The following is an 18,747-nucleotide window of genomic DNA, read 5'->3' on the forward strand; positions in this document are numbered from 1 at the left end:
TTGAGCCAATCATTGATGAAGAAGCTCTAGAAGTAGAAGAAGGCATCGAAGAAGTAGCTCCAATTAATGAAGAAGACGCTCCAGTAGTAGAAGAAGTAGATTCAGCCATTGACGAAGAGACAACAAAAGTTGAGGAAACAACAGACGCAGAAGATGCTAATAAGGAGGTAGAGGTTGACTCGGAGACTGAAGATAATACGAGTGTGAAGCATGAAGGTACGTTTGATAAGTTGTTTGGTTATTATGAAAGGTTAAAAACGGCGTACTCAAACTTCCTTTCTTTCTTGAAATAAATCATTTAAAAAGCTTGGAACACCAGCGCCAACGCTGCTACTTGCCTTGAGAGGAGAACCCACTCCTTTCAAGGCTTTTAAATTTTGGAAAGAAGTTAGGACGTGTTTTCAAACTTATGTCCCTTGTAACGAGCTAATTGTTAATGCTACCTTTGATATGTGTAAAAGCTTCTTATGCGAGATTCCATTACAATTCGAGGAATTAAAGGAGAGGTTATCTTTGCTTAATGTTTTGGTAGCGGATGATGATGATAACATTCGAGGCATTATTCATCATTATTTAAAAAAGCAAACATATAATGTCGTCGAAGCTGAGAATGGAAGAGATGCTTTGGATTTGGCAAAAAATCATCAACTAGACATGATTATATTGGATATATTAATGCCTGAAATGGACGGGTATGATGTTTGTCGCGAGGTTAGGAAGGTGTCAGATGTCCCTATTATAATGTTAACAGCGAGTGGGGATGAGTTGGACCGAGTTCTTGGTTTAGAGTTAGGGGCGGACGATTACATAATCAAACCATTTAGCCCAAGAGAGTTGGTAGCTAGAATCAAGGCCATTTTAAGAAGGGTCGACACGCCAAGTAAGGAGAGTTCAAAAGAGCAAAGCTACACGTATGATTATGGCGAATTTAAGATTGATGTAAATCGTAGAGAAGTGATCTACAAGGGAGAGAATGTGTCTCTTCGGCCAAAGGAGTTTGATTTATTGCTACACATGGCCAAAGCACCGGGGAATGTGTATACAAGAGAGACATTGCTTGAGCATGTATGGGGTTACGACTTTTTAGGCGATATTCGTATAGTTGATGCTCATGTTAAGAAAATAAGAAATAAATTTAAAACCATGGGCTGTGATGTGCTCCGTACCGTTTGGGGCGTCGGGTATAAATTTGAAATGTAACAAAGAGGGGGGGCGTGAAAGTGACATTTTTGTGCCACTCTTCATCCTTTTGTACATGAGCAAGAGCTGCATTTTCAGGCTCTTGTTTTTTTATGTCCATATGGCGTTTGTCGAATATTTGATTTTGAGATAAGCTAGGCATAGAAAGTGGGTGAAACAGGTGCGGAAGGTAGTAAAACGACTAACATTCATTTTAAAAGTGTGGAGATTTGCTCCTTTTCTGAAAGACTACTTCTTATCCAAGGAGGTTTCTGTTCATAAAAAGTGGATAGGGGTGCTACTGATCATAGGGTATGTCATGTTTCCATTTGATTTGATTCCAGATTATATCCTGTTTTTAGGCATTCTCGATGATGTCGTCATTGTGACATTTATCTTTGAGCGGATGGTGAAAATGGCTCCAGAGTCATTAAAGCAAAAATATAATTTAAAATCGTGAATGACTTTTTAAGCCTTATAAAAAGGCTTTTATTTTTTTGAAAAAAATTTAGAAAAAAGTGCATCCAACTAATGATCAGATGCGTCAAAGGAAGTAGTGTTTCTCTAGGAGGTTGATTGGATTTGAATGACAAATCTTGCTTGTTTGTCTGTGGAGGATAAGTAAATGGTTGGGGTGTTGTCCAAGATGTGTGGTAGAATTTTGATTATGAAATGGAATACATACATTCTTAAAACTTCATTTTGTATTAATTAATCATTACTTAGAGAGTAAAAGGAGTCCATAAAATGAAAAGTAAAAAAGCTGCCTATATCATCGTTTATTCTTTAATGGCCATATTTGGTGTGGTCATTGCAATAAATTGGTATTCCGTGAGTCAAAATGAGGAGGCTATTGAAGATTCTATTGAAGAAGAAGAGGCTGTAGAGGTTATTACAGTTGGGCATGAAGAGGAAGTGGATGAAACCGATCAGTCCAATGATGATAGCCCAAAAATTGAGGGAGAAACTGGGGAGATCATCAAGGCTGTACATGGTGAGTTAAATCAATTAGTTGGATGGAATGGCTACATTGGCTTTTCTTGGGGCAAAAATGAGAATAATCTAAATGGAATTATCGATGAGCTCCAAGTGATGTTAGACATCGAAACAAATGAAGCGTTGCGTAATGATGCCAAGCGGACGATCGAGGCAATCGAAAGAGCATTGGATGCAAATAATGTTGAAGAGGTGCGTTTAGCTCATAAAATTATGCATGACTTAGATTATTATGTGAACGGACGTACTGGTGATGGCAAAAGGTATGGGGTGACGGAATATCGTTAGTTGAAATGGAACAATCGCACTACAATTGTAGTGCGATTGTTTCTTTATGTTTCCGCATTAAGGTAATTTGCAAATCTCACTGTAGAAAAAAGTTAATGGCGAGTGTTAACCGCTATGGTTATTATTATAGGACTATTCTGTAAAGTTAAAAAACAGAAAATTAAAGTTTTTCAAAAATAATATTGAAAACGCTAACAATCGGTGATAATATCTAGTTAATCGGTTTCGGAAATCGGTTTCGGGAATCGATTTCCAAAAAAACACCGGTCATAGGAGTTTTTTAGAAAATAAGGGATGGTTGAGTAATGATGAAGATTACGATGGACGAAGTAGCAAAACGAGCAGGGGTTTCAAAAACAACGGTGTCTCGAATCATAAATGGAAATTACTCTCACGTCAACGAAGAGACAAAGAAACGAGTAATGAAGGTTATTGAGGAGTTAAATTATCGGCCTAATGCAGTAGCTAAAAGTTTAAAGCAAATGAAAACAAATGTTATAGGAATTGTGCTTTCTAATTTGCAGAATCCATTTTGGTCACAAGTTTTAGAAGGTGTAGAGGACACATGTAGAGCGCAAGGATATAACTTGATGATCTGTAATTCAAATGACAAGTCCGAATTAGAAGTAGAACATATCGAGGGATTGCGTTTAAAGCAAGTAGATGGCATTATCGTTAACCCGACGATGAAAAATAAAGAAATGTTTCATTCCTTGGTAGATAGTGGATTTCCAATTATAGCAATAAACCGGAAAATCGAAGGCGTACCGATTGATACAGTTGTCGTTGATAATGTAAAAGGTGCTTATCTTGCGGTGGAACATTTTATCCAGATCGGAAAGAAGTCTGTTGCAATAATGGTTTACCCTCCAAGTGGAATTAGTCCCCGTTTAGAAAGAATAGAGGGTTATCGGCAATCACTTGCGAGAAATAATTTGAATGTGAATGAGAATCTGATTCGGGTTATTGATGAAGAGAGGGGGGGAGCAAAACAAGAGGTGAAAAAACTATTATCACAACGTGAGCGACCTGATGCTATCTTTTCCACGAATAATATGATGACACTGGAAATTCTTGAAGGAATTAAGGAATTAGGGCTATCTGTTCCAGAAGATGTTAGTTTAATTGGATATGATGAAACGGTTTGGTCTCAACATTTGAATCCGCCTTTAACAACTGTTTCACAACCAAGTTATAAAATGGGAGAGTTGGCAGCTGGGAAATTAATTGAGGCATTAAAATCCAAGCAAAAAAAACAGGCAACTATTGATTCTTTAGAGCCTTCTTTAATCATTAGGCAGTCTTGTCAATTGAAAGAGGAAACAGGGTATTCAAAAGGAGGAGTTTAAATGGAAAACGTAGGATTTAGAGTTTTACCCATAGTGAACAGACCTAGTCAAGACCTTGTCAATGAATTTCGTTCGATTGTGACCCCTCATATTAGTGATAATCTACATCGAATCTATGGTGCTCATGCAAGTCTACGGCCTTATCATAAAGGTGGTAAATTAACTGGGACAGCGCTGACAGTCAAAACAAGACCGGGTGACAATCTAATGGTACACCAAGCGATTGATATGGCTCAGCCAGGTGATGTGATTGTTGTTGATGCTAGTGGAGACTTATCTAATGCCATTGTTGGAGAGATTATGCTACGACTAGCAAAGCGTAACCAAATTGGAGGATTTGTGATTAACGGGGCCATCCGTGATACGGCAGCCTTTGCTGAAGATGATTTTCCGGTATATGCATGTGGAGTTAATCATAAAGGCCCTTATAAGGATGGACCGGGAGAGATAAATGTCCCTATCTCATTAGGGGGAATGATGATTAAGCCAGGAGATATTATCGTAGGCGATGAAGATGGCTTAGTGGCTGTTCCATTAGAGAATGCTGAGGTAGTTTTAGCTTTAGCTAAGAAGCAGCAAAAATTGGAAGAAACGATAATGCAATCGATCGAGGACGGAACGGTTGATCGAACTTGGGTGAAACAAACTTTACAGAGCAAGGGGGTGAGGATTGATGGCAATAGCAACTAGATATCATTGGGAAAAGCTTGAATCCTTTTGTTCGAGCGTATTTGAAAAAGCCGGAGTTTCTAAAGAGAATTCTAGAATTGTTGCTAATTCCCTCATTGAAGCGGATTTACGTGGCGTCGATTCTCATGGAGTCGTACGAACTGCGATTTATTTAGAGCGTATTGAAAAGGGAATGATTGACCCTGATGCTAAGCCAGTTATTAGTAATGAAAGTGATGCAGCTCTTTTAGTAGATGGTCATAATAATTTCGGCTCTGTTGTGGGTACAAACGCCTTGACGATTGCCTTAGAAAAGGCAAGAGAAAACGGGGTTGCTTTAGTTGGAGTAAAACATTCCAATCATTTTGGGACAGGTGCTTATTACGCTAAAAAAGCTATAGATCAAGATATCATTCTACTTGTACTTTCAAATGCATCTCAAACGATGCCACCAACTGGTGGAGTTAGACCATTTATTGGAACAAACCCTTTAGCGGTAGGAATACCGGCCGGAGAAAATCCTCCATTTATTCTTGATATGGCTACAAGTGTTGTTGCAAGAGGAAAGATTATTGTTGAAGCTCAAAAAGGAAACAGCATTCCGTTAGGGTGGGCAATTGATAAAGAAGGCAACCCGACTACGGATGCTAATGCAGCGTTAGAAGGGTCTGTTTTGCCGCTTGGGGGACCAAAAGGGTATGGCATTTCGATGTTTATAGATATTCTTGCAGGTGTCTTAACGGGTGCAGGATTTGGCAAATACGTTAATAACATGTACAGCAATTGGGAAGAGCCTCAAAATGTAGGTCATATTTTCTTAGCAATTGATGTTAACGCATTTATGCCGATTGAGCTTTTTAAACAGAGAATGGATCAATATATTACAGAAATTAAAGCCGAACCCAAAGCAACAGGGGTTGAAGAAATTTTTATACCAGGTGAAATTGAAAGTCGCAGAGCAGAAGAACGGAAAGAAAATGGCATAGAGTTACCTTTGAAAGTGGTGGAAGAACTTAATTCCATTGGAATGCGTTACGGAGTAGACTTAGCGGCAGCCACGTATGAATTAAATTCATTAGGGGAGGTACAAAAATGATTTTTGATAAATTTTTTAGATATGAAATTCCTACAGCAATAGAGTTTGGAAATGGGGCGATTAACTCATTACCCGAACATGTAAGAGAATTAGGTGGACGAAAAGTATTAATCGTATGTGACCAAGGGGTCTTACATGCAGGTGTCGTAGCGAAACTTGAGGAACCATTAAAATCAAATCAAATTCCATACGAAATTTTTTCAGAAATTGAAGCGGATCCAGCCATTGATTCGGTTGATAAAGGGCTCAAACTTGGGAAAGAAGAAGAGTGTGATGTGGTGGTTGGTGTTGGAGGCGGCAGTTCCTTAGACACAGCTAAAGCAATTGGCTTAATGTTAAATAACCCAGGGCATATCCGAGATTATGTAGGAATTAATATGGTGCCAAATCCAAGTGTGCCAGTCATTGCCGTCCCAACAACAGCTGGAACTGGCAGTGAAATTACCATCTGGTCTGTTCTTTCAGATAAAGAAGCAAAGGTCAAACTTAGTGTAGGAAGTGTATACAACTGTCCGAATGTAGCCATTGCCGATGCAGAATTAACAACTTCCCTGCCTCCTCATATTACAGCAGCAACAGGCATGGATGCATTAACCCATGCATTGGAGTCTTATGTTAATAAAGCAACACAACCTATTTCTGAAGGCTTGTCGGTTCAAGCGATGAAAATGATTTCTGAGCACTTACGAATGGCTGTCGTTCAAGGGGAAAATTTGGAAGCGCGTTCAAATATGCTTCTGGCTAGTTTAATTGCTGCAATGGCATTTAACTCAACACGTTTAGGACTTGCTCATGCACTGGCAATTCCGTTAGGGGCTCATTTTAAAATTCCTCATGGAACAGTAAATGCCATTCTTCTTCCAGAAGTAATGCAATTTAACGTAATTGGCAATCCTAAGAAATTTGCAGAAATTGCTTCAATTTTTGGTGTTGATACGTACAGCTTAACAGAAAGAGAAGCGGCAGAAAAATCAGTGGAAGCTATTCGACAATTAAAAGATGATATTGGTATACATCAAACACTCTCTGATTTTGGTGTGAAAGAAGAACATCTTGATTTTATCGTGGAAGAAGCAATGTTGTCTGGGAATGTACCGGTTAATCCAAGAAAACCAACACTAGAGGATTTGAAGAACATTTGTAGAGCCGCAATGACAGAAGAAAAGGAAAGTTATATCACACTATAAATTTGGAGGGGTTCATTTGAAACCGAAAGTATTAGTAACTAGTGAACTTCCTGGAGATGCAATAAGCAGGTTAGAAGAAGTAGCTGAAGTGCATGTTCATACGAGTGACATTGACTTAACGAAGGAACAATTGATTGAGCAGATAAAGGATAAAGAAGGAGTCATTTCTTTACTGGTTAACGAAATGGATAAAGCGGTAATACATGCTGCTCCGAAATTAAAAGTAATTGCCAACTATGCAGTTGGATTTAACAACATTGATCTAAATGCTGCAACAGAAAATGAGGTAATCGTAACGAACACGCCTGATGTGCTTACCGAAGCAACGGCTGATCTAGCTTGGGCATTACTTTTAGGAAGTGCGCGTCGGATCCCTGAGAGTGATCAGTTTGTGAGAGATGGAAAATTTGAAGGGTGGAAACCTCAGCTGTTATTGGGGAGAAGCGTGCATGGTAAAACACTTGGGATAGTTGGAATGGGAAGAATTGGTGAGGCTGTAGCTGAACGAGCAAAAGGATTTAATATGGATGTTCTTTATTACAATCGCAGACCATTACCAAAAGACAAGGAACAGAGATTAAATGCTACTTACGTAGAGTTTGAAGAGCTGTTAAAGTTATCAGATTTTATATCATTACATGCCCCTTTGACCGACGATAGCTATCATTTAATTGGGAAAGCGGAGTTAGCTCTCATGAAATCAAATGCCTTTATCATTAATACGTCTAGAGGTCCACTTATTGATGAAGCGGCCCTGGTCAAAGCACTCGCTAACAATGAAATATCAGGAGCTGGATTGGATGTTTTTGAGAGAGAGCCAGTACTAGAACCGAATTTAAATCAGTTACCCAACGTAGTTCTAGCTCCACATGTAGGGAGTGCGACAATTGAAACGAGGGTCGAAATGGCAAATCTAGCAGTCGATAATGTTATTGCCGTATTAAAAGGGTTAAATCCTCTAACTCCAGTTAATCTAGAACTACTAAAGAACTCATAGAAGGAGTGGAAGAAAATTGAAAACAATTAATGATTGGCTCAAAGATGAAATTGGGAAAACCTATAATAATTATATTAATGGAGAATGGATAAGGAGTCGAACAGGAGAAACATTTGAAATCTATAATCCTGCTAGAAAAAAACAAGTGTTAGGCTTGTTCCAAGCATCCAATGAGGACGATGTTCATCAAGCTGTTGAAGCTGCACATGAGGCATTTAAAGAGTGGTCAAACGTACCTGGACCAGACCGTGGGGCTATTTTAACGAGATTTGCTGATTTACTCGAAAAGCACAGTGATGAACTAGCTTTTATCTTATCAGCCGAACAAGGTAAAGTCTTAGCTGAATCAAAGGGAGAAGTCGGGCGTGCTGTAAAGGAAACTCGTTTCGTTGCAGGAGAAGCTCTTCGAATCGAAGGATCTACTTTACCTAGTGAAAAAAGTAATATCGCCACGTCAGTCCTTCACAAACCATTAGGTGTCATCGCTGCAATTGCACCTTGGAACTTCCCTGTTGTTACACCAGTTAGAAAAATTGCTCCTGCTTTAGCTTATGGTTGTACAGTCGTTTATAAGCCTGCTTCTGAAACACCTTGGTCATCGATTCGTTTAATGGAACTTTTGGAAGAGGCCGGTGTACCAAAAGGAGTTGTCAATTTAGTCACTGGTGGAGGATCAAAAGTAGGTAACGCACTAATCAGTCATCCGTTAGTAAAAGGAATTAGCTTTACTGGTTCTACTAATATTGGAGTTGGAATCAATGAAAAGGCGACTAAACTATTAAAGAAGACTCAATTGGAGTTAGGGGGGAAAAATCCTGCTGTAGTGGTCGATTATGATGAAGCTGCCTATGTAGCGCAACAAATTGTAAGTGCAGCTTTTGCTTGTAGCGGACAACGTTGTACATCTATTAGTAGAGTCATTGTCTTGAAGGAAAAGGCAGGGGAGATCATTCAAGCGATTCAAGCAGAGCTTGAGCAAGTTAAAGTCGGTCCTGCTTCGAATTCTTCAGCTACTATTGGTCCTTTAGTGAATCAGGATCAGTTAGATACGACGTTATCCTATATTGAATCAGGAAAAGAAGAAGGGGCCCAGCTAGTATATGGTGGAAACGTTCTATCAGAGGGAGAGTATTCAGAAGGGTATTATATCGTTCCTGGTTTATTCACAGGTGTCCAATCAGAAATGAAAATTGCTAAGGAAGAGATTTTTGGCCCTGTTCTATCAGTTATAGAAGTAGATAATCTAGAAGAGGCTATTCAGGTGGCTAACGATGTCAAATATGGTCTTGCTGCTTCCATATTTACAAAAGACCTCGCGCTTGCTTATAAATTTGTCAATGAAGTTGAAAGCGGAATGGTTCATGTAAACCATGGAACCGCTAGTCAGGCTCATGCACCTTTTGGCGGAGTTAAAGAGTCAGGTTATGGTGCATTCTCCATTGGAAAAACAAATAAAGACTTTTTTACAGAAATGAAAGTCGCGTACTTTCTATATTAAACAACTTATTTCCAAGTTGTTTAATATAGTTAAAAAACTCAAGGGGGAACCTTCAATGAAAAAATCTATTTTCAACGTGGCATTATTACTTATGACAATGCTTTTAGTAATAGGGTGTTCATCTGATGAGAGTGCAGGTAGCAGTGAAGAGGGTTCAACTGAGCAGCATGTATTAAAGTTAGGGCACGTTTGGCCGAATTCTGAAATTCATGCACAAGCTGTTGAAAAATTTAAGGAAGAAGTTGAAGCTTTAACAGAAGGAAAACTAAAAATCGACATTTATGAAAACGGTTCCTTAGGGAATGACAATGAATTATTAGAAGGATTACAAATAGGTAGTGCGGATATTTGGGTAGGGGGAGCAGGTGTCTTATCTGACTCTTCAACAACCGCTCAAATCTTTACAGTTCCATTTATGTTTGATAGTCAAGAGCATTTTGAAACGGTCTACAATGGTGAGGTTGGTCAGGAAATTTCAGAACGTATTGCCGATGAATCTGGTAACCGTATTCTTTCCTATCTAACAAGAGGGTCACGCATGTTAACAGTAGATAGAGAGGTGAATTCTCCTGAAGACTTATCGGGCTTAAAAATTCGGGTTCCTGATAGTCCAGTCTTTGTAAGGTCATGGGAGACATTAGGAGCCGCCCCAACACCAATGGCATTTGGAGAAGTCTTTACGGCTTTGCAACAAGGAGTTATTGATGGGCAAGAAAATCCGCTTTCGCTAATTTATAATTCGAAGTTTAACGAGGTTGTTGATTATCTTATTAAAACAGAGCATGTAAGAGAGCCGATTAGTATTGTGATTAGTGATGGGACATTCCAATCACTAGAGGCTGAATTACAAGATGCTTTAATTCAAGCGGCTAATGGAGAGGCGAAAGCATTTGCTGCTGAGGAAGTTTTAGCTGGAGAAGAAGGTTATCTAACTAGTCTCGAAGAAGCTGGAATGACCATTATTGAACCAGATCTATCATTATTCCAAGAGAAACTTGATGGATTTGTAGAAAATCAATTCCCTGAAATAATAGAAGTATATGAAATGATTCTAAGCACGAATTAAGGGCAAAGGGGGGATCTTTCTTCCCCCTTCCTTTCTATAAGTACTTCATGTATATCAAGCCGACGGGTATATATGAAGTACTTACAGAATTAACAAAGTAAAGAGGTGTTATAAGATGAAAAGAATCGTTCATGCAATAGACCGCTTGAATTTTTGGGTGTTTCAATTTATTGCCGTAATCTTTGGTTTCGTTGCCCTGCTTACCATCTATCAAGTATTTGCAAGATATGTATTAGGTAGCCCGCTAATTTGGTCAGAGGCAGTCGTTCGATATTCTATGGTATGGATTGTATTGTTAGGAACCGCCATTGCATTAAGAAAAGGTTTGCTCATTTCAGTAGAGGCCGTCTTATATTTGATTCCTAAAAAGATAAAAAGAATGATGGAAATGGTCATCATTCTCATTAATATTATCTTTTTGACTTTACTCATCAAATTTGGGTTTGACATTATGGGTAACTTAGCCCATCAGACAACGGGCTCACTTGATATTCCTGTCACTTGGATTTATGCAGCTATACCTGTCGGAAGCATGTTAGCAATTTTAAACTGTATAGCTGTGCTCTATGACTTACTAACGAAAAAAGAAGAGGGGGATCAAGATGGCACTCCTATTATTCATTAGTTTATTTATCATGTTTATCATTGGTGTACCGGTTGCCTTTTCGATGGGGTTAGCATCAATGATCGCTATGTGGCAGGATGGTACTTCTTTACAAGTAGCCATTCAAAGAATATTTGGATCACTTAATTCATTTCCATTAATGGCGATTCCATTTTTTATTCTGGCAGGTAGTTTGATGGAGTACAGTGGCATTTCGCAGCGTTTAATTAATTTAGCTAACTCATTAGTGGGGAAAATTACTGGCGGACTAGGAATGGTAACGGTTTTAACTGCAATGTTTTTTGCATCAATTTCCGGTTCAAGTGCTGCAACAGTGGCAGCGATTGGTAGTATCTTAATTCCTGCTATGGTTAAAAGAGGGTTTCCAAAGAATTTCTCGACCTCCGTACAAGCCGTTTCGGGTGAACTAGGTGTAATTATCCCACCTTCTATACCATTAATTATCTTTGCTCTAAGTGCAGGAATGTCTATTTCAATTGGAGACCTTTTCATGGCTGGGGTTGTTCCAGGTTTCATGATTGCGATATCTTTAATGTTTACCATTTATTTGATCAGTAAAATAAAAGGGTACGGGAAAAAGATTGAATTAACAGAAGAGGAAAAAGAGTTAATGACTGCCAAAGGGCGTTTGCGTGCATTAAGAGAAGCTGTTCTTCCGTTGCTAATGCCGGTAATCATTTTAGGTGGTATTTATGGTGGGATTTTCACTCCGACTGAAGCAGCAGCTGTAGCAGTTGGTTATGCTTTACTATTAGGTGTATTTGTTTATAGAACCTTTACGATAGATAAAATAATGGAAGTGTTGAGAAATTCGGTTTTATCTACATCAATTATTATGTTTATTATTGGAAATGCTGGGCTATTTGGTTGGGTATTAACATCTCAAAGAGTTCCATATATCGTAGCTGATTGGTTTGTCTCTATCTCTGATAGCCCGGTTGTTTTCTTGTTGTTAGTTAATTTGATTCTCCTCATAGTTGGTATGTTTTTAGAGACGGGTGCGGCGATTGTGATCATGGCCCCGATCTTAGCTCCTGTAGCGGTCATGTTTGGAATTGATCCTGTTCATTTTGGTATTATCATGATCGTAAACTTGGCAGTTGGGATGTTAACACCTCCAATTGGGGTTAATTTATTTGTAGCTTCTCAAATTGCAGGTTTAAGAATCGAACATATTTTGAAACCGCTTATTCCATTTTATATTGTGCTGCTAATTAATATAGCGATTATTACCTATGTACCACAAATTACATTATGGCTACCTAATATATTAAAATAAAAAATGAGATCACGAAGAGTATCTAGTTGCTGTTCGTGATCTATTTTATTGAAATTAAAACAAGAGGCTCGACTAGGGATTTTAAAGATTTCTTTAAATAATAAATTAGTATTTAAGTAATTATTAGGAAAGGCGAACCATTATATATTTGAACTAGGCTGAATAGACCTTTTCTATTTTACTGAACAAACCCTTGCAGCATAAGCGTTAAGAGAGATTGCTTTCGAAAAGCGAGCTGGGCGGTTTCATCAATTTCGCGAAGCTGCAATTTAGTGACGAATGGATTGTTATCCAACAAACCAGTTGGGTTTTCAACAATAAGATCTCTTAATACGACGCCTCTTGTTACTTGTTGGTGAGGCTCTTCAAGCATTCCTAATTCAATATTCCTTTTTTCAAGGAAGCCGTCTTCAATAATAAAGACAGAATACTCATCATTCTCGACATGAATGCTCGATTGTGGAATGGTAATGGCACTAAGAATTTCATGTTGAATAATGTTTAGGTTCACATGATAACCAACCTTTAGATCGTCAGCTTGCTCCGCCATTTCCCAATCTACATAAAAAGGATACGTAGTTTCTTTATCTAGAGCAGGTTCTTCTGAAGGGAGGTTGGAAATTCGAGAGAGAATACCGTCAATTGGCTCTTGGTGGTGTGTAGCAATCTCGACTCTCAGACCTTCACGGATCTCAAGTGATTCGGCTTGTGTTAGCTCACCTTGAGCAATTAATGTATTCGAAACAATCGTCAACAATGGTTCGTTTTGCTGAGTGTTCACCTCTTTAATGATTCCTGCTACGGGGCTCGTCACCTCTAGTTCATATTGCTGGCTATAAATAGCTTGTAGAGATTGCTCGTGAAGATCCTTCTCCCATTCAAGTGTTTCAATTTGGTGTTGCTTTTGTAAAATTTGGACCTCGTATTGATCTATTTGTTGCTCTTGAAATGCTGTGATTGCTTCCTCTTCCTCTTCTTCATCTAATTGATAGTGGGTCTGATGAAGACGATTTTTAATGGAAGAGAGCGTCCAAATCTCTTCAGATAGTTGAGAGATGTTTAAATCAATTTGGTCGATTTTAGATTGCAATTCTTGCTGGGTCGATTCGATTTCAATGTTCTCATATGTAAATAGAACGTCGCCTGCTTGAACCTCGTGCCCCTCTTGTACATAAAGGTCTCCCATGGACCCGATCTGTTCATTAAAATAAATATGTTCTTCGTTCGTAGATAATATAATGCCTGGCTTCTCTACTGATTCAACGAGATTGCGCTCTGTGGGTGATAGCATCCCATCAATGATTTGTAAGCGCGCAATGTCGCTCTCTTCGCCGACGATGAGAAAGACATTCACAGAAATAAATAAGATACAAGCAATCAGTATTGCATTCACTTTCCATTTTTTCACTAGTTGTTACCACCTTTTTACATTAAATCCGCACTAAGAAAGTTTGATAGAAAGATTAAAAACACAGAGGTGAGCATCATGATGAGATGAACTAACACTGTAATTAGGATTAAGAACCATTTTTTCGTAAATGCAATTCTTGAAAAAGCATAGATTTGGTAAAAGATCGCCCATAGCAAAAAGATTGAAATCTGTCCAAAAAAGTGAATGTAATATTCATTCGTCGTAAACAGATGAGCGATGACACCTAGAGCAAAAGGTGATGTAGCCGCTTGAACTCCGAGCCATAGTTCAAAAGGCAAGAGCGCAACGTTTCCGACTGTGAGGATAAACATACTAATAACAGATACGACAAAGGCTTGACGATAATGTGTTTCATCAAGGAACACCCAAAACCATGCACTTGTGAACAACAAATAGGTGAGAGGAGAAAGCAAAGCATCGAGTGCTCCACCTAGTCCGATCATGAGCTTAGCTAACTCAAATTGACTTGTTGTATAGGTTGTGAGTGCGTGGGAAATGCCCGATGTATGTAAGCCGTAATAGGCTTGAACGAGCGAGACTGCTAGACTTAATAAGAAAATGCCTATCACTTTCCCGGTGTGAAGAGGGATTTCTTCTGCAATAGTTAACTGGTCAACTTTTGTATCTGGTTCTACTAAACTCCGTACTAATTCTAAATGATACCTCATTCTATAAATCCCCCATGTGAGCCGATATAATAAGTCTACTTTATTTTACATTTTTTTGTAGTTGTTGCCTAGGGGAGTGGATATCAATTCCGGGTTTTGTCGATATTTGACATGGGAGATGAAAGTTTTGTAAATTAGGTAAATTATATGTAAGAGTTGATGAAAGGGAAGCAAAGGGCTGTTATGATATGAATGAGGTGAGGAAAATGACTAACAAGATGATCATGGAGAACTTGAAAGTGTACTTTGAAGAAAAGCTGAAGCGGAAATTAAAAGTCGAAGAAGTCGCAGTCTTGTCTCAGGCCATTGAAAAAGCTCACCATTGTTAATGGAATCTAATAGGAGTTCTGCTCGGTGCGATGAAAGATGTATTGAGCTGAGCTCTTTTTTGTTTTGCGTTATAATGGGAATGGCAATAATCATGGTTTAAAGTGAGGTCTTGAAAATGGGTAAAGGAAAGTTGTTGTGGATTGTGGTCCTGATTTTTCTGAGTGCTTGTGCGCCTCTAGAGAGGGAAAGGCCAATAGAAATTGTAGCAGAGGATGCCGCATTCCTTGATGGCAATTGGATTTTTGCGAGCGTTGAAAATATAGTAGATGGCGATACGATTCGTATTACTGATCTAAACTTAGATTATGTGAATGACCCAGATCTAGTAAATGCGTTTTCTGAGCTAGATTCGTCGATAAGGGTACGCTTTTTAGCAGTAGATTCACCAGAGGATACGAATGAAAAGGAGCTGTATGGGAGAGAAAGTACGGAACATGTTGAGGAGTTATTGGAGAGTGGCTACGTTGTAATTGAGATGGATGAAAATGCTGATTTTGACCGGTACGACCGCTTGCTTGGCCATATTTTTACTGTGGATGGTGTTAATGTGCAGGAGTCACTTTTAAAAGAAGGCTTGGCGAGAGTTGCGTATTTATATGATGAGTATAAATACGTTGATGATTATTTGGTAGCAGAAGCAGGGGCGGTTGCAAAAGGAATCAATGTGCATTCAATTGAAGGCTATGTGACAGAGCGTGGGTTTGATATGAGTGTAGTGGAGTGATGCGAAGGTACTGGAATTTTTATAAGATGTATTTTAAATATATATTTATTGGAATATAACCTGACATGAATGCTTACAGCTTTTTAGATGCTTGGTAGTATAAAGGTATCAAAAACAGATGAATATTCAGGAGGTTATTTCAATGACAAACACATTAAAAAATCCAGGAATCTTCACGTTGCTTGCACTTACATTTACGGTGTTTTTTCAAAAATAATAGATAGAGAGGAGTGGGGGAACCCGCTCTTTTTTTGTGGTTGAGGTGATTGGACAGCAGGTGCGCGAGTTTGGATTGAATACGTCCATGTTTGGACAGCAAATCGAGGACTTTGGACAGAAAAAACGGAAAACGCGACTGAACAAAAAGCTAGGCACCAGTTTCACTCAGTAAAATGCAGGAATTTTCCTCCATTTTATTGAATTTCTCCTATACGAAGGGAGGCAAAAGGATGATTGTAAAAAAAGAACGAAAGATTCCTCTAAAAATTTTGAAATTAGAAGCTTTGCTCCGTAGATTACCGGCTCATCATAGTATTAGAAATAAAATTGAAGAAGAATTAAAGAAAAGGAAGGCTGGCTACCGAGGAGAGCAGGCGATTGATTATCATTTAAAAACGCAGCCGATTGATGATGGATTGATCCTTCATGATAATAGGTTGAAACAAGGAAAGGACCACTTTTTCCAGATTGATACTCTTATAGTAACAACACGTTTTTTCATGATTTTAGAAATAAAAAATATAACAGGAACCCTTTATTTTGATCAAGAATTTCAACAGCTTATCCGGAAAAAAATGGAGAAGAAGAGAAGTTTCAAGACCCAATCATACAGGTGAAGAGGCAGCAACAACAATTTCAGTCTTGGCTAGAAAAACATAAATTTCCCACCCCTCCTATCATCCCGCTTGTTGTTATTACAAATCCTTCTGCCGTTATTCGAACGTCTCCCGCATATCAAGAAGCCCGCGAAAAGATTTTGCACGCAGAAATGGTCCCTTCAAAACTAAACTACTATCATCAAATCTTTCAAAATGAAGCAATGACACTAAAACAATTAAATCAGCTCTCACGTACGGTAATAAAAAAGCATGTTCCCTCTCATTCTGATATGTTAAAACAGTTTGCTCTATCTATTGATGATATACGGACGGGTGTGCAATGTTTAGAGTGTCACTGCCTGCCTATGCAGAGAATAAGAGGGTATTGGATCTGCTCTCATTGCCACTCGAAGGACAAACAGGCACATTTGACCACTCTTAATGATTATCTGTTGTTAATTAGTGATACGATTTCCAATGAACAAGCTAGAACGTTTCTTCAGATCACCTCAGCATCGGTTGCCTCCAAATTGTTAACTTCATTGCCATTAAAGCCCGGAATGGGCAAAAATCGTTGTTATGAATTAAGCTATTTTGACTAACGGATGTTGTTTCGCCAGCAACATGGCCTCTTTGGATTGAATATTGGCTCGTTTGGACAGCAAATCTCGGTACTTGGACAGAATAACGCGCAAATTGGACAGAACGCAACAGCTTACTCACAAAAAAACAGGAGTAAGCATCTATGCTTCTCCTGTTTTTCAATCTATTTGGTTAGCTATTTGCTCCTGTGAATCTATTTACAGCATCTTGGATCGTTGTAATGAGGTTGTCCATGCTTTCTTTGATGGATTCGGTTACTTGGGTTTGTTCCTCGATGGCCTCTGTTTGGTCTTGCATGGATTGGTTGACGTCAGAGACTTGCTCTGTTAATCCAGTAATAGCAAAAAACAGAACACCAATCCCAATAGTGGCAACAATGAGCCAAACCCAGCCTTGATTGTACCAAGGCTTTTTATTGTTAGAGTTATTTTCCATTCTAATCACACCTTTATTTGAAATAGGAGCGCTTATCATCTATTTACCCTGAATAGATCTATATAAACACCTCTCCTTCGACTTTAAAAGGAGAGGTGGTATTGTCCTTACATAATATTCGATTTGTATAAAAAGTATAGCGAATCCACGACATCTATACTTTCATTGGAGAGTTTTACAATGTTTTGCGAGCTTAGTTTTAGAGTTTCTGAGAATGTTTTGAATTGGGAGTGGGTGGCAAAAGCCTAATTTTCAAAAGGATAAGCTCGTAATCGGTACGTATTCAATACGATATAGTAGCACTTAGGAAAAGGTGATGATATGTTTGTAAATGCATTTCCGGTTGCTTACCCAAGCTATGGGCACCGCCACATGTGGCAGCAGCCGGTTGTTGTTCACCCCGGCCATTATTATTATCCTGGCTACCACTATGGACCAAACCATTACCAATGGCCTGATAACAAACCTCACCATGAAGCACTAGCTAAGCAAAAGCCTACTCTAAAAAAGAAAAGTCTTCATGATTATCATTGGCAGCATGGATATGCGTTCGGACAAGGGATAGGTCAGTTCCCTGATTATTATAATCATAATTACTGATCGAAATGAACCAAAAAAGGAACGAGAGCAAAGAGCCTCGTTCCTTTTTATTATGATCATCAAAGTCTACGTTTCTTGTAGATTGATTGATGAATTTATATCCGATTTTTCTCTCAGTTTTATTTCCTTCTCTATTAACTCAATAAATTTTTGATCTAGTTGGAGTGTGAGGGCTCTTTCTCGCGTTTCTACTAGCAAGTTATGATCTAATCTTGCTAACCCTTTACTTTTATATGTATTTGTCATCATATGTCCCCCTTTATAATGAGTCATATAGATGAATACCACAAAAAGTCTTCAATTAAACATCAGAGACGATAAGGTGAGGCCATACCTGAAAAGTGCTAAATGTCATCTCATTTATTTCTCTTTTCTCTTCTATTTAGTTCATGATTCAACAAGGAAATGAAGTCTTGATCGAGCTGAAGCTTTATGGCTTTGTTGCGTGCTTCTATTAGAATCTCTTTATCGACGTTTGCTAAAGTGCGTTTTGTCTCGTACATAAGATAACCCCCTACGTGCGTATATATTATGTGTACCACTATACAAATAACTGTAAACATTCAACTAGAAGCTAGTTTCGACTTTTGACAATCTATCAATTATAATAAAATGAAGGGGAAATTCTATTCAAAGTACAAACAACCAAAGAAGATGTCCTCATTCAAATAATTGATAATGGTTAGGCAGAAAAGTTTGTACAATTAGGAGAACCTTTCTTTACGACAAGAAAAGCGGTACGGGTCTTGGGATGATGGTCACAACAAACATCATTCAAAATAACCACCGAGGAGCACTAAAGGTAGAAAGTGAAGTGGAGAAGCGGACCACGTTTTATATTCGATTGCCGTTAGAGGTAGTTAGTCTCTACAATCTTTGAAACTCCAACCTTACTGTAGGTGATAAAC

At 38.5% G+C, this 18,747-nt stretch carries 24 protein-coding genes; 19 read left to right on the forward strand and 5 right to left on the reverse strand.

Annotation, left to right across the window (positions count from 1 at the left end; genetic code table 11):
- From LQ50_RS25450 to LQ50_RS13145, 13 genes are all read left to right on the forward strand, one after another.
- Positions 1–293, forward strand: a 293-nt coding sequence (locus LQ50_RS25450) for a hypothetical protein (RefSeq protein WP_034630048.1), incomplete at its 5' end; no start/stop codon positions are given.
- 220 nt (positions 294–513) lie between these two features.
- Positions 514–1,200 (forward strand): response regulator transcription factor, encoded by a 687-nt coding sequence (locus LQ50_RS13090; protein WP_034630050.1) that lies wholly within the window; start codon positions 514–516, stop codon positions 1,198–1,200.
- Positions 1,201–1,360: 160 nt separating this feature from the next.
- Positions 1,361–1,639: a YkvA family protein gene (locus tag LQ50_RS13095; RefSeq protein WP_034630053.1), complete on the forward strand. Its 279-nt coding sequence runs from the start codon at positions 1,361–1,363 to the stop codon at positions 1,637–1,639.
- Between the two features lie 287 nt (positions 1,640–1,926).
- A complete protein-coding gene (locus LQ50_RS13100; RefSeq protein WP_034630056.1) occupies positions 1,927–2,463 on the forward strand; it encodes a hypothetical protein in 537 nt (178 codons plus the stop codon).
- Between the two features lie 305 nt (positions 2,464–2,768).
- Positions 2,769–3,812, forward strand: coding sequence for a LacI family DNA-binding transcriptional regulator (locus LQ50_RS13105; RefSeq protein WP_237563708.1), 1,044 nt, complete (start codon positions 2,769–2,771; stop codon positions 3,810–3,812).
- The gene (locus tag LQ50_RS13110; RefSeq protein WP_034630058.1) at positions 3,813–4,502 is read left to right on the forward strand and encodes an RraA family protein; all 690 of its coding nucleotides are present in this window, start codon (positions 3,813–3,815) and stop codon (positions 4,500–4,502) included. It begins immediately after the preceding gene.
- Positions 4,486–5,577 carry an Ldh family oxidoreductase gene (locus LQ50_RS13115; RefSeq protein ID WP_034630061.1) on the forward strand — a complete coding sequence of 364 codons (1,092 nt, stop codon included), beginning with the start codon at positions 4,486–4,488 and terminating at the stop codon, positions 5,575–5,577. The genes LQ50_RS13110 and LQ50_RS13115 overlap by 17 nt, the downstream gene beginning before the upstream one ends.
- Positions 5,574–6,764: an iron-containing alcohol dehydrogenase gene (locus LQ50_RS13120; protein WP_034630064.1), complete on the forward strand. Its 1,191-nt coding sequence runs from the start codon at positions 5,574–5,576 to the stop codon at positions 6,762–6,764. Before LQ50_RS13115 ends, LQ50_RS13120 begins: the two co-directional genes overlap by 4 nt.
- A gap of 16 nt (positions 6,765–6,780) precedes the next feature.
- A complete protein-coding gene (locus LQ50_RS13125; RefSeq protein WP_034630067.1) occupies positions 6,781–7,761 on the forward strand; it encodes a 2-hydroxyacid dehydrogenase in 981 nt (326 codons plus the stop codon).
- Positions 7,762–7,777: 16 nt separating this feature from the next.
- On the forward strand, positions 7,778–9,259 hold the full coding sequence (locus LQ50_RS13130) for an aldehyde dehydrogenase family protein (protein WP_052144741.1): 1,482 nt from the start codon (positions 7,778–7,780) through the stop codon (positions 9,257–9,259).
- 55 nt (positions 9,260–9,314) lie between these two features.
- Entirely contained in the window at positions 9,315–10,325 is a 1,011-nt protein-coding gene (locus LQ50_RS13135) for a TRAP transporter substrate-binding protein (protein ID WP_052144742.1), read from the forward strand.
- Positions 10,326–10,440: 115 nt separating this feature from the next.
- Positions 10,441–10,950 (forward strand): TRAP transporter small permease, encoded by a 510-nt coding sequence (locus LQ50_RS13140; protein ID WP_034630069.1) that lies wholly within the window; start codon positions 10,441–10,443, stop codon positions 10,948–10,950.
- Positions 10,928–12,229 carry a TRAP transporter large permease gene (locus LQ50_RS13145; RefSeq protein WP_034630072.1) on the forward strand — a complete coding sequence of 434 codons (1,302 nt, stop codon included), beginning with the start codon at positions 10,928–10,930 and terminating at the stop codon, positions 12,227–12,229. Before LQ50_RS13140 ends, LQ50_RS13145 begins: the two co-directional genes overlap by 23 nt.
- A gap of 178 nt (positions 12,230–12,407) precedes the next feature.
- Here the strand turns inward: LQ50_RS13145 and LQ50_RS13150 are convergent, their stop codons facing one another.
- Both LQ50_RS13150 and LQ50_RS13155 read right to left on the reverse strand, forming a co-directional pair.
- On the reverse strand, positions 12,408–13,637 hold the full coding sequence (locus LQ50_RS13150) for an efflux RND transporter periplasmic adaptor subunit (protein WP_034630075.1): 1,230 nt from the start codon (positions 13,635–13,637) through the stop codon (positions 12,408–12,410).
- A 17-nt stretch (positions 13,638–13,654) separates the two neighbouring features.
- Positions 13,655–14,329, reverse strand: a complete 675-nt coding sequence (locus LQ50_RS13155) for a hypothetical protein (protein WP_034630078.1) — start codon at positions 14,327–14,329, stop codon at positions 13,655–13,657.
- 206 nt (positions 14,330–14,535) lie between these two features.
- Here LQ50_RS13155 and LQ50_RS26280 point away from each other — a divergent pair, with 206 nt between their 5' ends.
- From LQ50_RS26280 to LQ50_RS24965, 4 genes are all read left to right on the forward strand, one after another.
- On the forward strand, positions 14,536–14,658 hold the full coding sequence (locus LQ50_RS26280) for a hypothetical protein (RefSeq protein WP_272913722.1): 123 nt from the start codon (positions 14,536–14,538) through the stop codon (positions 14,656–14,658).
- A gap of 116 nt (positions 14,659–14,774) precedes the next feature.
- Entirely contained in the window at positions 14,775–15,383 is a 609-nt protein-coding gene (locus LQ50_RS24360) for a thermonuclease family protein (RefSeq protein WP_052144743.1), read from the forward strand.
- 449 nt (positions 15,384–15,832) lie between these two features.
- A complete protein-coding gene (locus tag LQ50_RS24960) occupies positions 15,833–16,219 on the forward strand; it encodes a nuclease-related domain-containing protein (protein WP_052144744.1) in 387 nt (128 codons plus the stop codon).
- Positions 16,216–16,803, forward strand: coding sequence for a hypothetical protein (locus LQ50_RS24965; RefSeq protein ID WP_052144745.1), 588 nt, complete (start codon positions 16,216–16,218; stop codon positions 16,801–16,803). The genes LQ50_RS24960 and LQ50_RS24965 overlap by 4 nt, the downstream gene beginning before the upstream one ends.
- A 172-nt stretch (positions 16,804–16,975) precedes the next feature.
- On the opposite strand, the gene LQ50_RS13170 is transcribed toward LQ50_RS24965, so the two are convergent.
- The gene (locus tag LQ50_RS13170) at positions 16,976–17,239 is read right to left on the reverse strand and encodes a hypothetical protein (protein WP_152608214.1); all 264 of its coding nucleotides are present in this window, start codon (positions 17,237–17,239) and stop codon (positions 16,976–16,978) included.
- 321 nt (positions 17,240–17,560) lie between these two features.
- Between LQ50_RS13170 and LQ50_RS13175 the strand changes: the two genes are divergently transcribed.
- Positions 17,561–17,839 carry a hypothetical protein gene (locus LQ50_RS13175; RefSeq protein ID WP_034630084.1) on the forward strand — a complete coding sequence of 93 codons (279 nt, stop codon included), beginning with the start codon at positions 17,561–17,563 and terminating at the stop codon, positions 17,837–17,839.
- Positions 17,840–17,905: 66 nt separating this feature from the next.
- Here LQ50_RS13175 and sda (LQ50_RS13180) read toward each other — a convergent pair whose 3' ends face one another.
- Together sda (LQ50_RS13180) and sda (LQ50_RS24970) are read right to left on the reverse strand one after the other, a co-directional pair.
- Entirely contained in the window at positions 17,906–18,085 is a 180-nt protein-coding gene (gene sda / locus LQ50_RS13180) for a sporulation histidine kinase inhibitor Sda (RefSeq protein WP_034630086.1), read from the reverse strand.
- A 110-nt stretch (positions 18,086–18,195) separates the two neighbouring features.
- On the reverse strand, positions 18,196–18,342 hold the full coding sequence (gene sda, locus LQ50_RS24970) for a sporulation histidine kinase inhibitor Sda (protein WP_152608215.1): 147 nt from the start codon (positions 18,340–18,342) through the stop codon (positions 18,196–18,198).
- A gap of 251 nt (positions 18,343–18,593) precedes the next feature.
- On the opposite strand from sda (LQ50_RS24970), the gene LQ50_RS24975 reads away from it, so the two are divergent.
- On the forward strand, positions 18,594–18,719 hold the full coding sequence (locus LQ50_RS24975) for a hypothetical protein (RefSeq protein WP_237563711.1): 126 nt from the start codon (positions 18,594–18,596) through the stop codon (positions 18,717–18,719).
- Positions 18,720–18,747: the final 28 nt, after the last annotated feature.

The sequence above is a fragment of the Halalkalibacter okhensis genome, assembly GCF_000787375.1.
Classification (GTDB): Bacteria; Bacillota; Bacilli; order Bacillales; family Bacillaceae_D; genus Halalkalibacter; species Halalkalibacter okhensis.

What these genes read in the sequence shown, in the direction of transcription:
- LQ50_RS13100 (WP_034630056.1), top strand. Translation starts at nt 1,927, where the DNA reads ATGAAAAGTAAAAAAGCTGCCTATATCATCGTTTATTCTTTAATGGCC.
- LQ50_RS13105 (WP_237563708.1), top strand. Translation starts at nt 2,769, where the DNA reads ATGATGAAGATTACGATGGACGAAGTAGCAAAACGAGCAGGGGTTTCA.
- LQ50_RS13110 (WP_034630058.1), top strand. Translation starts at nt 3,813, where the DNA reads ATGGAAAACGTAGGATTTAGAGTTTTACCCATAGTGAACAGACCTAGT.
- LQ50_RS13115 (WP_034630061.1), top strand. Translation starts at nt 4,486, where the DNA reads ATGGCAATAGCAACTAGATATCATTGGGAAAAGCTTGAATCCTTTTGT.
- LQ50_RS13120 (WP_034630064.1), top strand. Translation starts at nt 5,574, where the DNA reads ATGATTTTTGATAAATTTTTTAGATATGAAATTCCTACAGCAATAGAG.
- LQ50_RS13135 (WP_052144742.1), top strand. Translation starts at nt 9,315, where the DNA reads ATGAAAAAATCTATTTTCAACGTGGCATTATTACTTATGACAATGCTT.
- LQ50_RS13140 (WP_034630069.1), top strand. Translation starts at nt 10,441, where the DNA reads ATGAAAAGAATCGTTCATGCAATAGACCGCTTGAATTTTTGGGTGTTT.
- LQ50_RS13145 (WP_034630072.1), top strand. Translation starts at nt 10,928, where the DNA reads ATGGCACTCCTATTATTCATTAGTTTATTTATCATGTTTATCATTGGT.
- LQ50_RS13155 (WP_034630078.1), bottom strand. Translation starts at nt 14,329, where the DNA reads ATGAGGTATCATTTAGAATTAGTACGGAGTTTAGTAGAACCAGATACA.
- LQ50_RS26280 (WP_272913722.1), top strand. Translation starts at nt 14,536, where the DNA reads ATGACTAACAAGATGATCATGGAGAACTTGAAAGTGTACTTTGAAGAA.
- LQ50_RS24360 (WP_052144743.1), top strand. Translation starts at nt 14,775, where the DNA reads ATGGGTAAAGGAAAGTTGTTGTGGATTGTGGTCCTGATTTTTCTGAGT.
- LQ50_RS24960 (WP_052144744.1), top strand. Translation starts at nt 15,833, where the DNA reads ATGATTGTAAAAAAAGAACGAAAGATTCCTCTAAAAATTTTGAAATTA.
- LQ50_RS13170 (WP_152608214.1), bottom strand. Translation starts at nt 17,239, where the DNA reads ATGGAAAATAACTCTAACAATAAAAAGCCTTGGTACAATCAAGGCTGG.
- LQ50_RS13175 (WP_034630084.1), top strand. Translation starts at nt 17,561, where the DNA reads ATGTTTGTAAATGCATTTCCGGTTGCTTACCCAAGCTATGGGCACCGC.
- sda (WP_034630086.1), bottom strand. Translation starts at nt 18,085, where the DNA reads ATGACAAATACATATAAAAGTAAAGGGTTAGCAAGATTAGATCATAAC.
- sda (WP_152608215.1), bottom strand. Translation starts at nt 18,342, where the DNA reads ATGTACGAGACAAAACGCACTTTAGCAAACGTCGATAAAGAGATTCTA.
- LQ50_RS24975 (WP_237563711.1), top strand. Translation starts at nt 18,594, where the DNA reads ATGGTCACAACAAACATCATTCAAAATAACCACCGAGGAGCACTAAAG.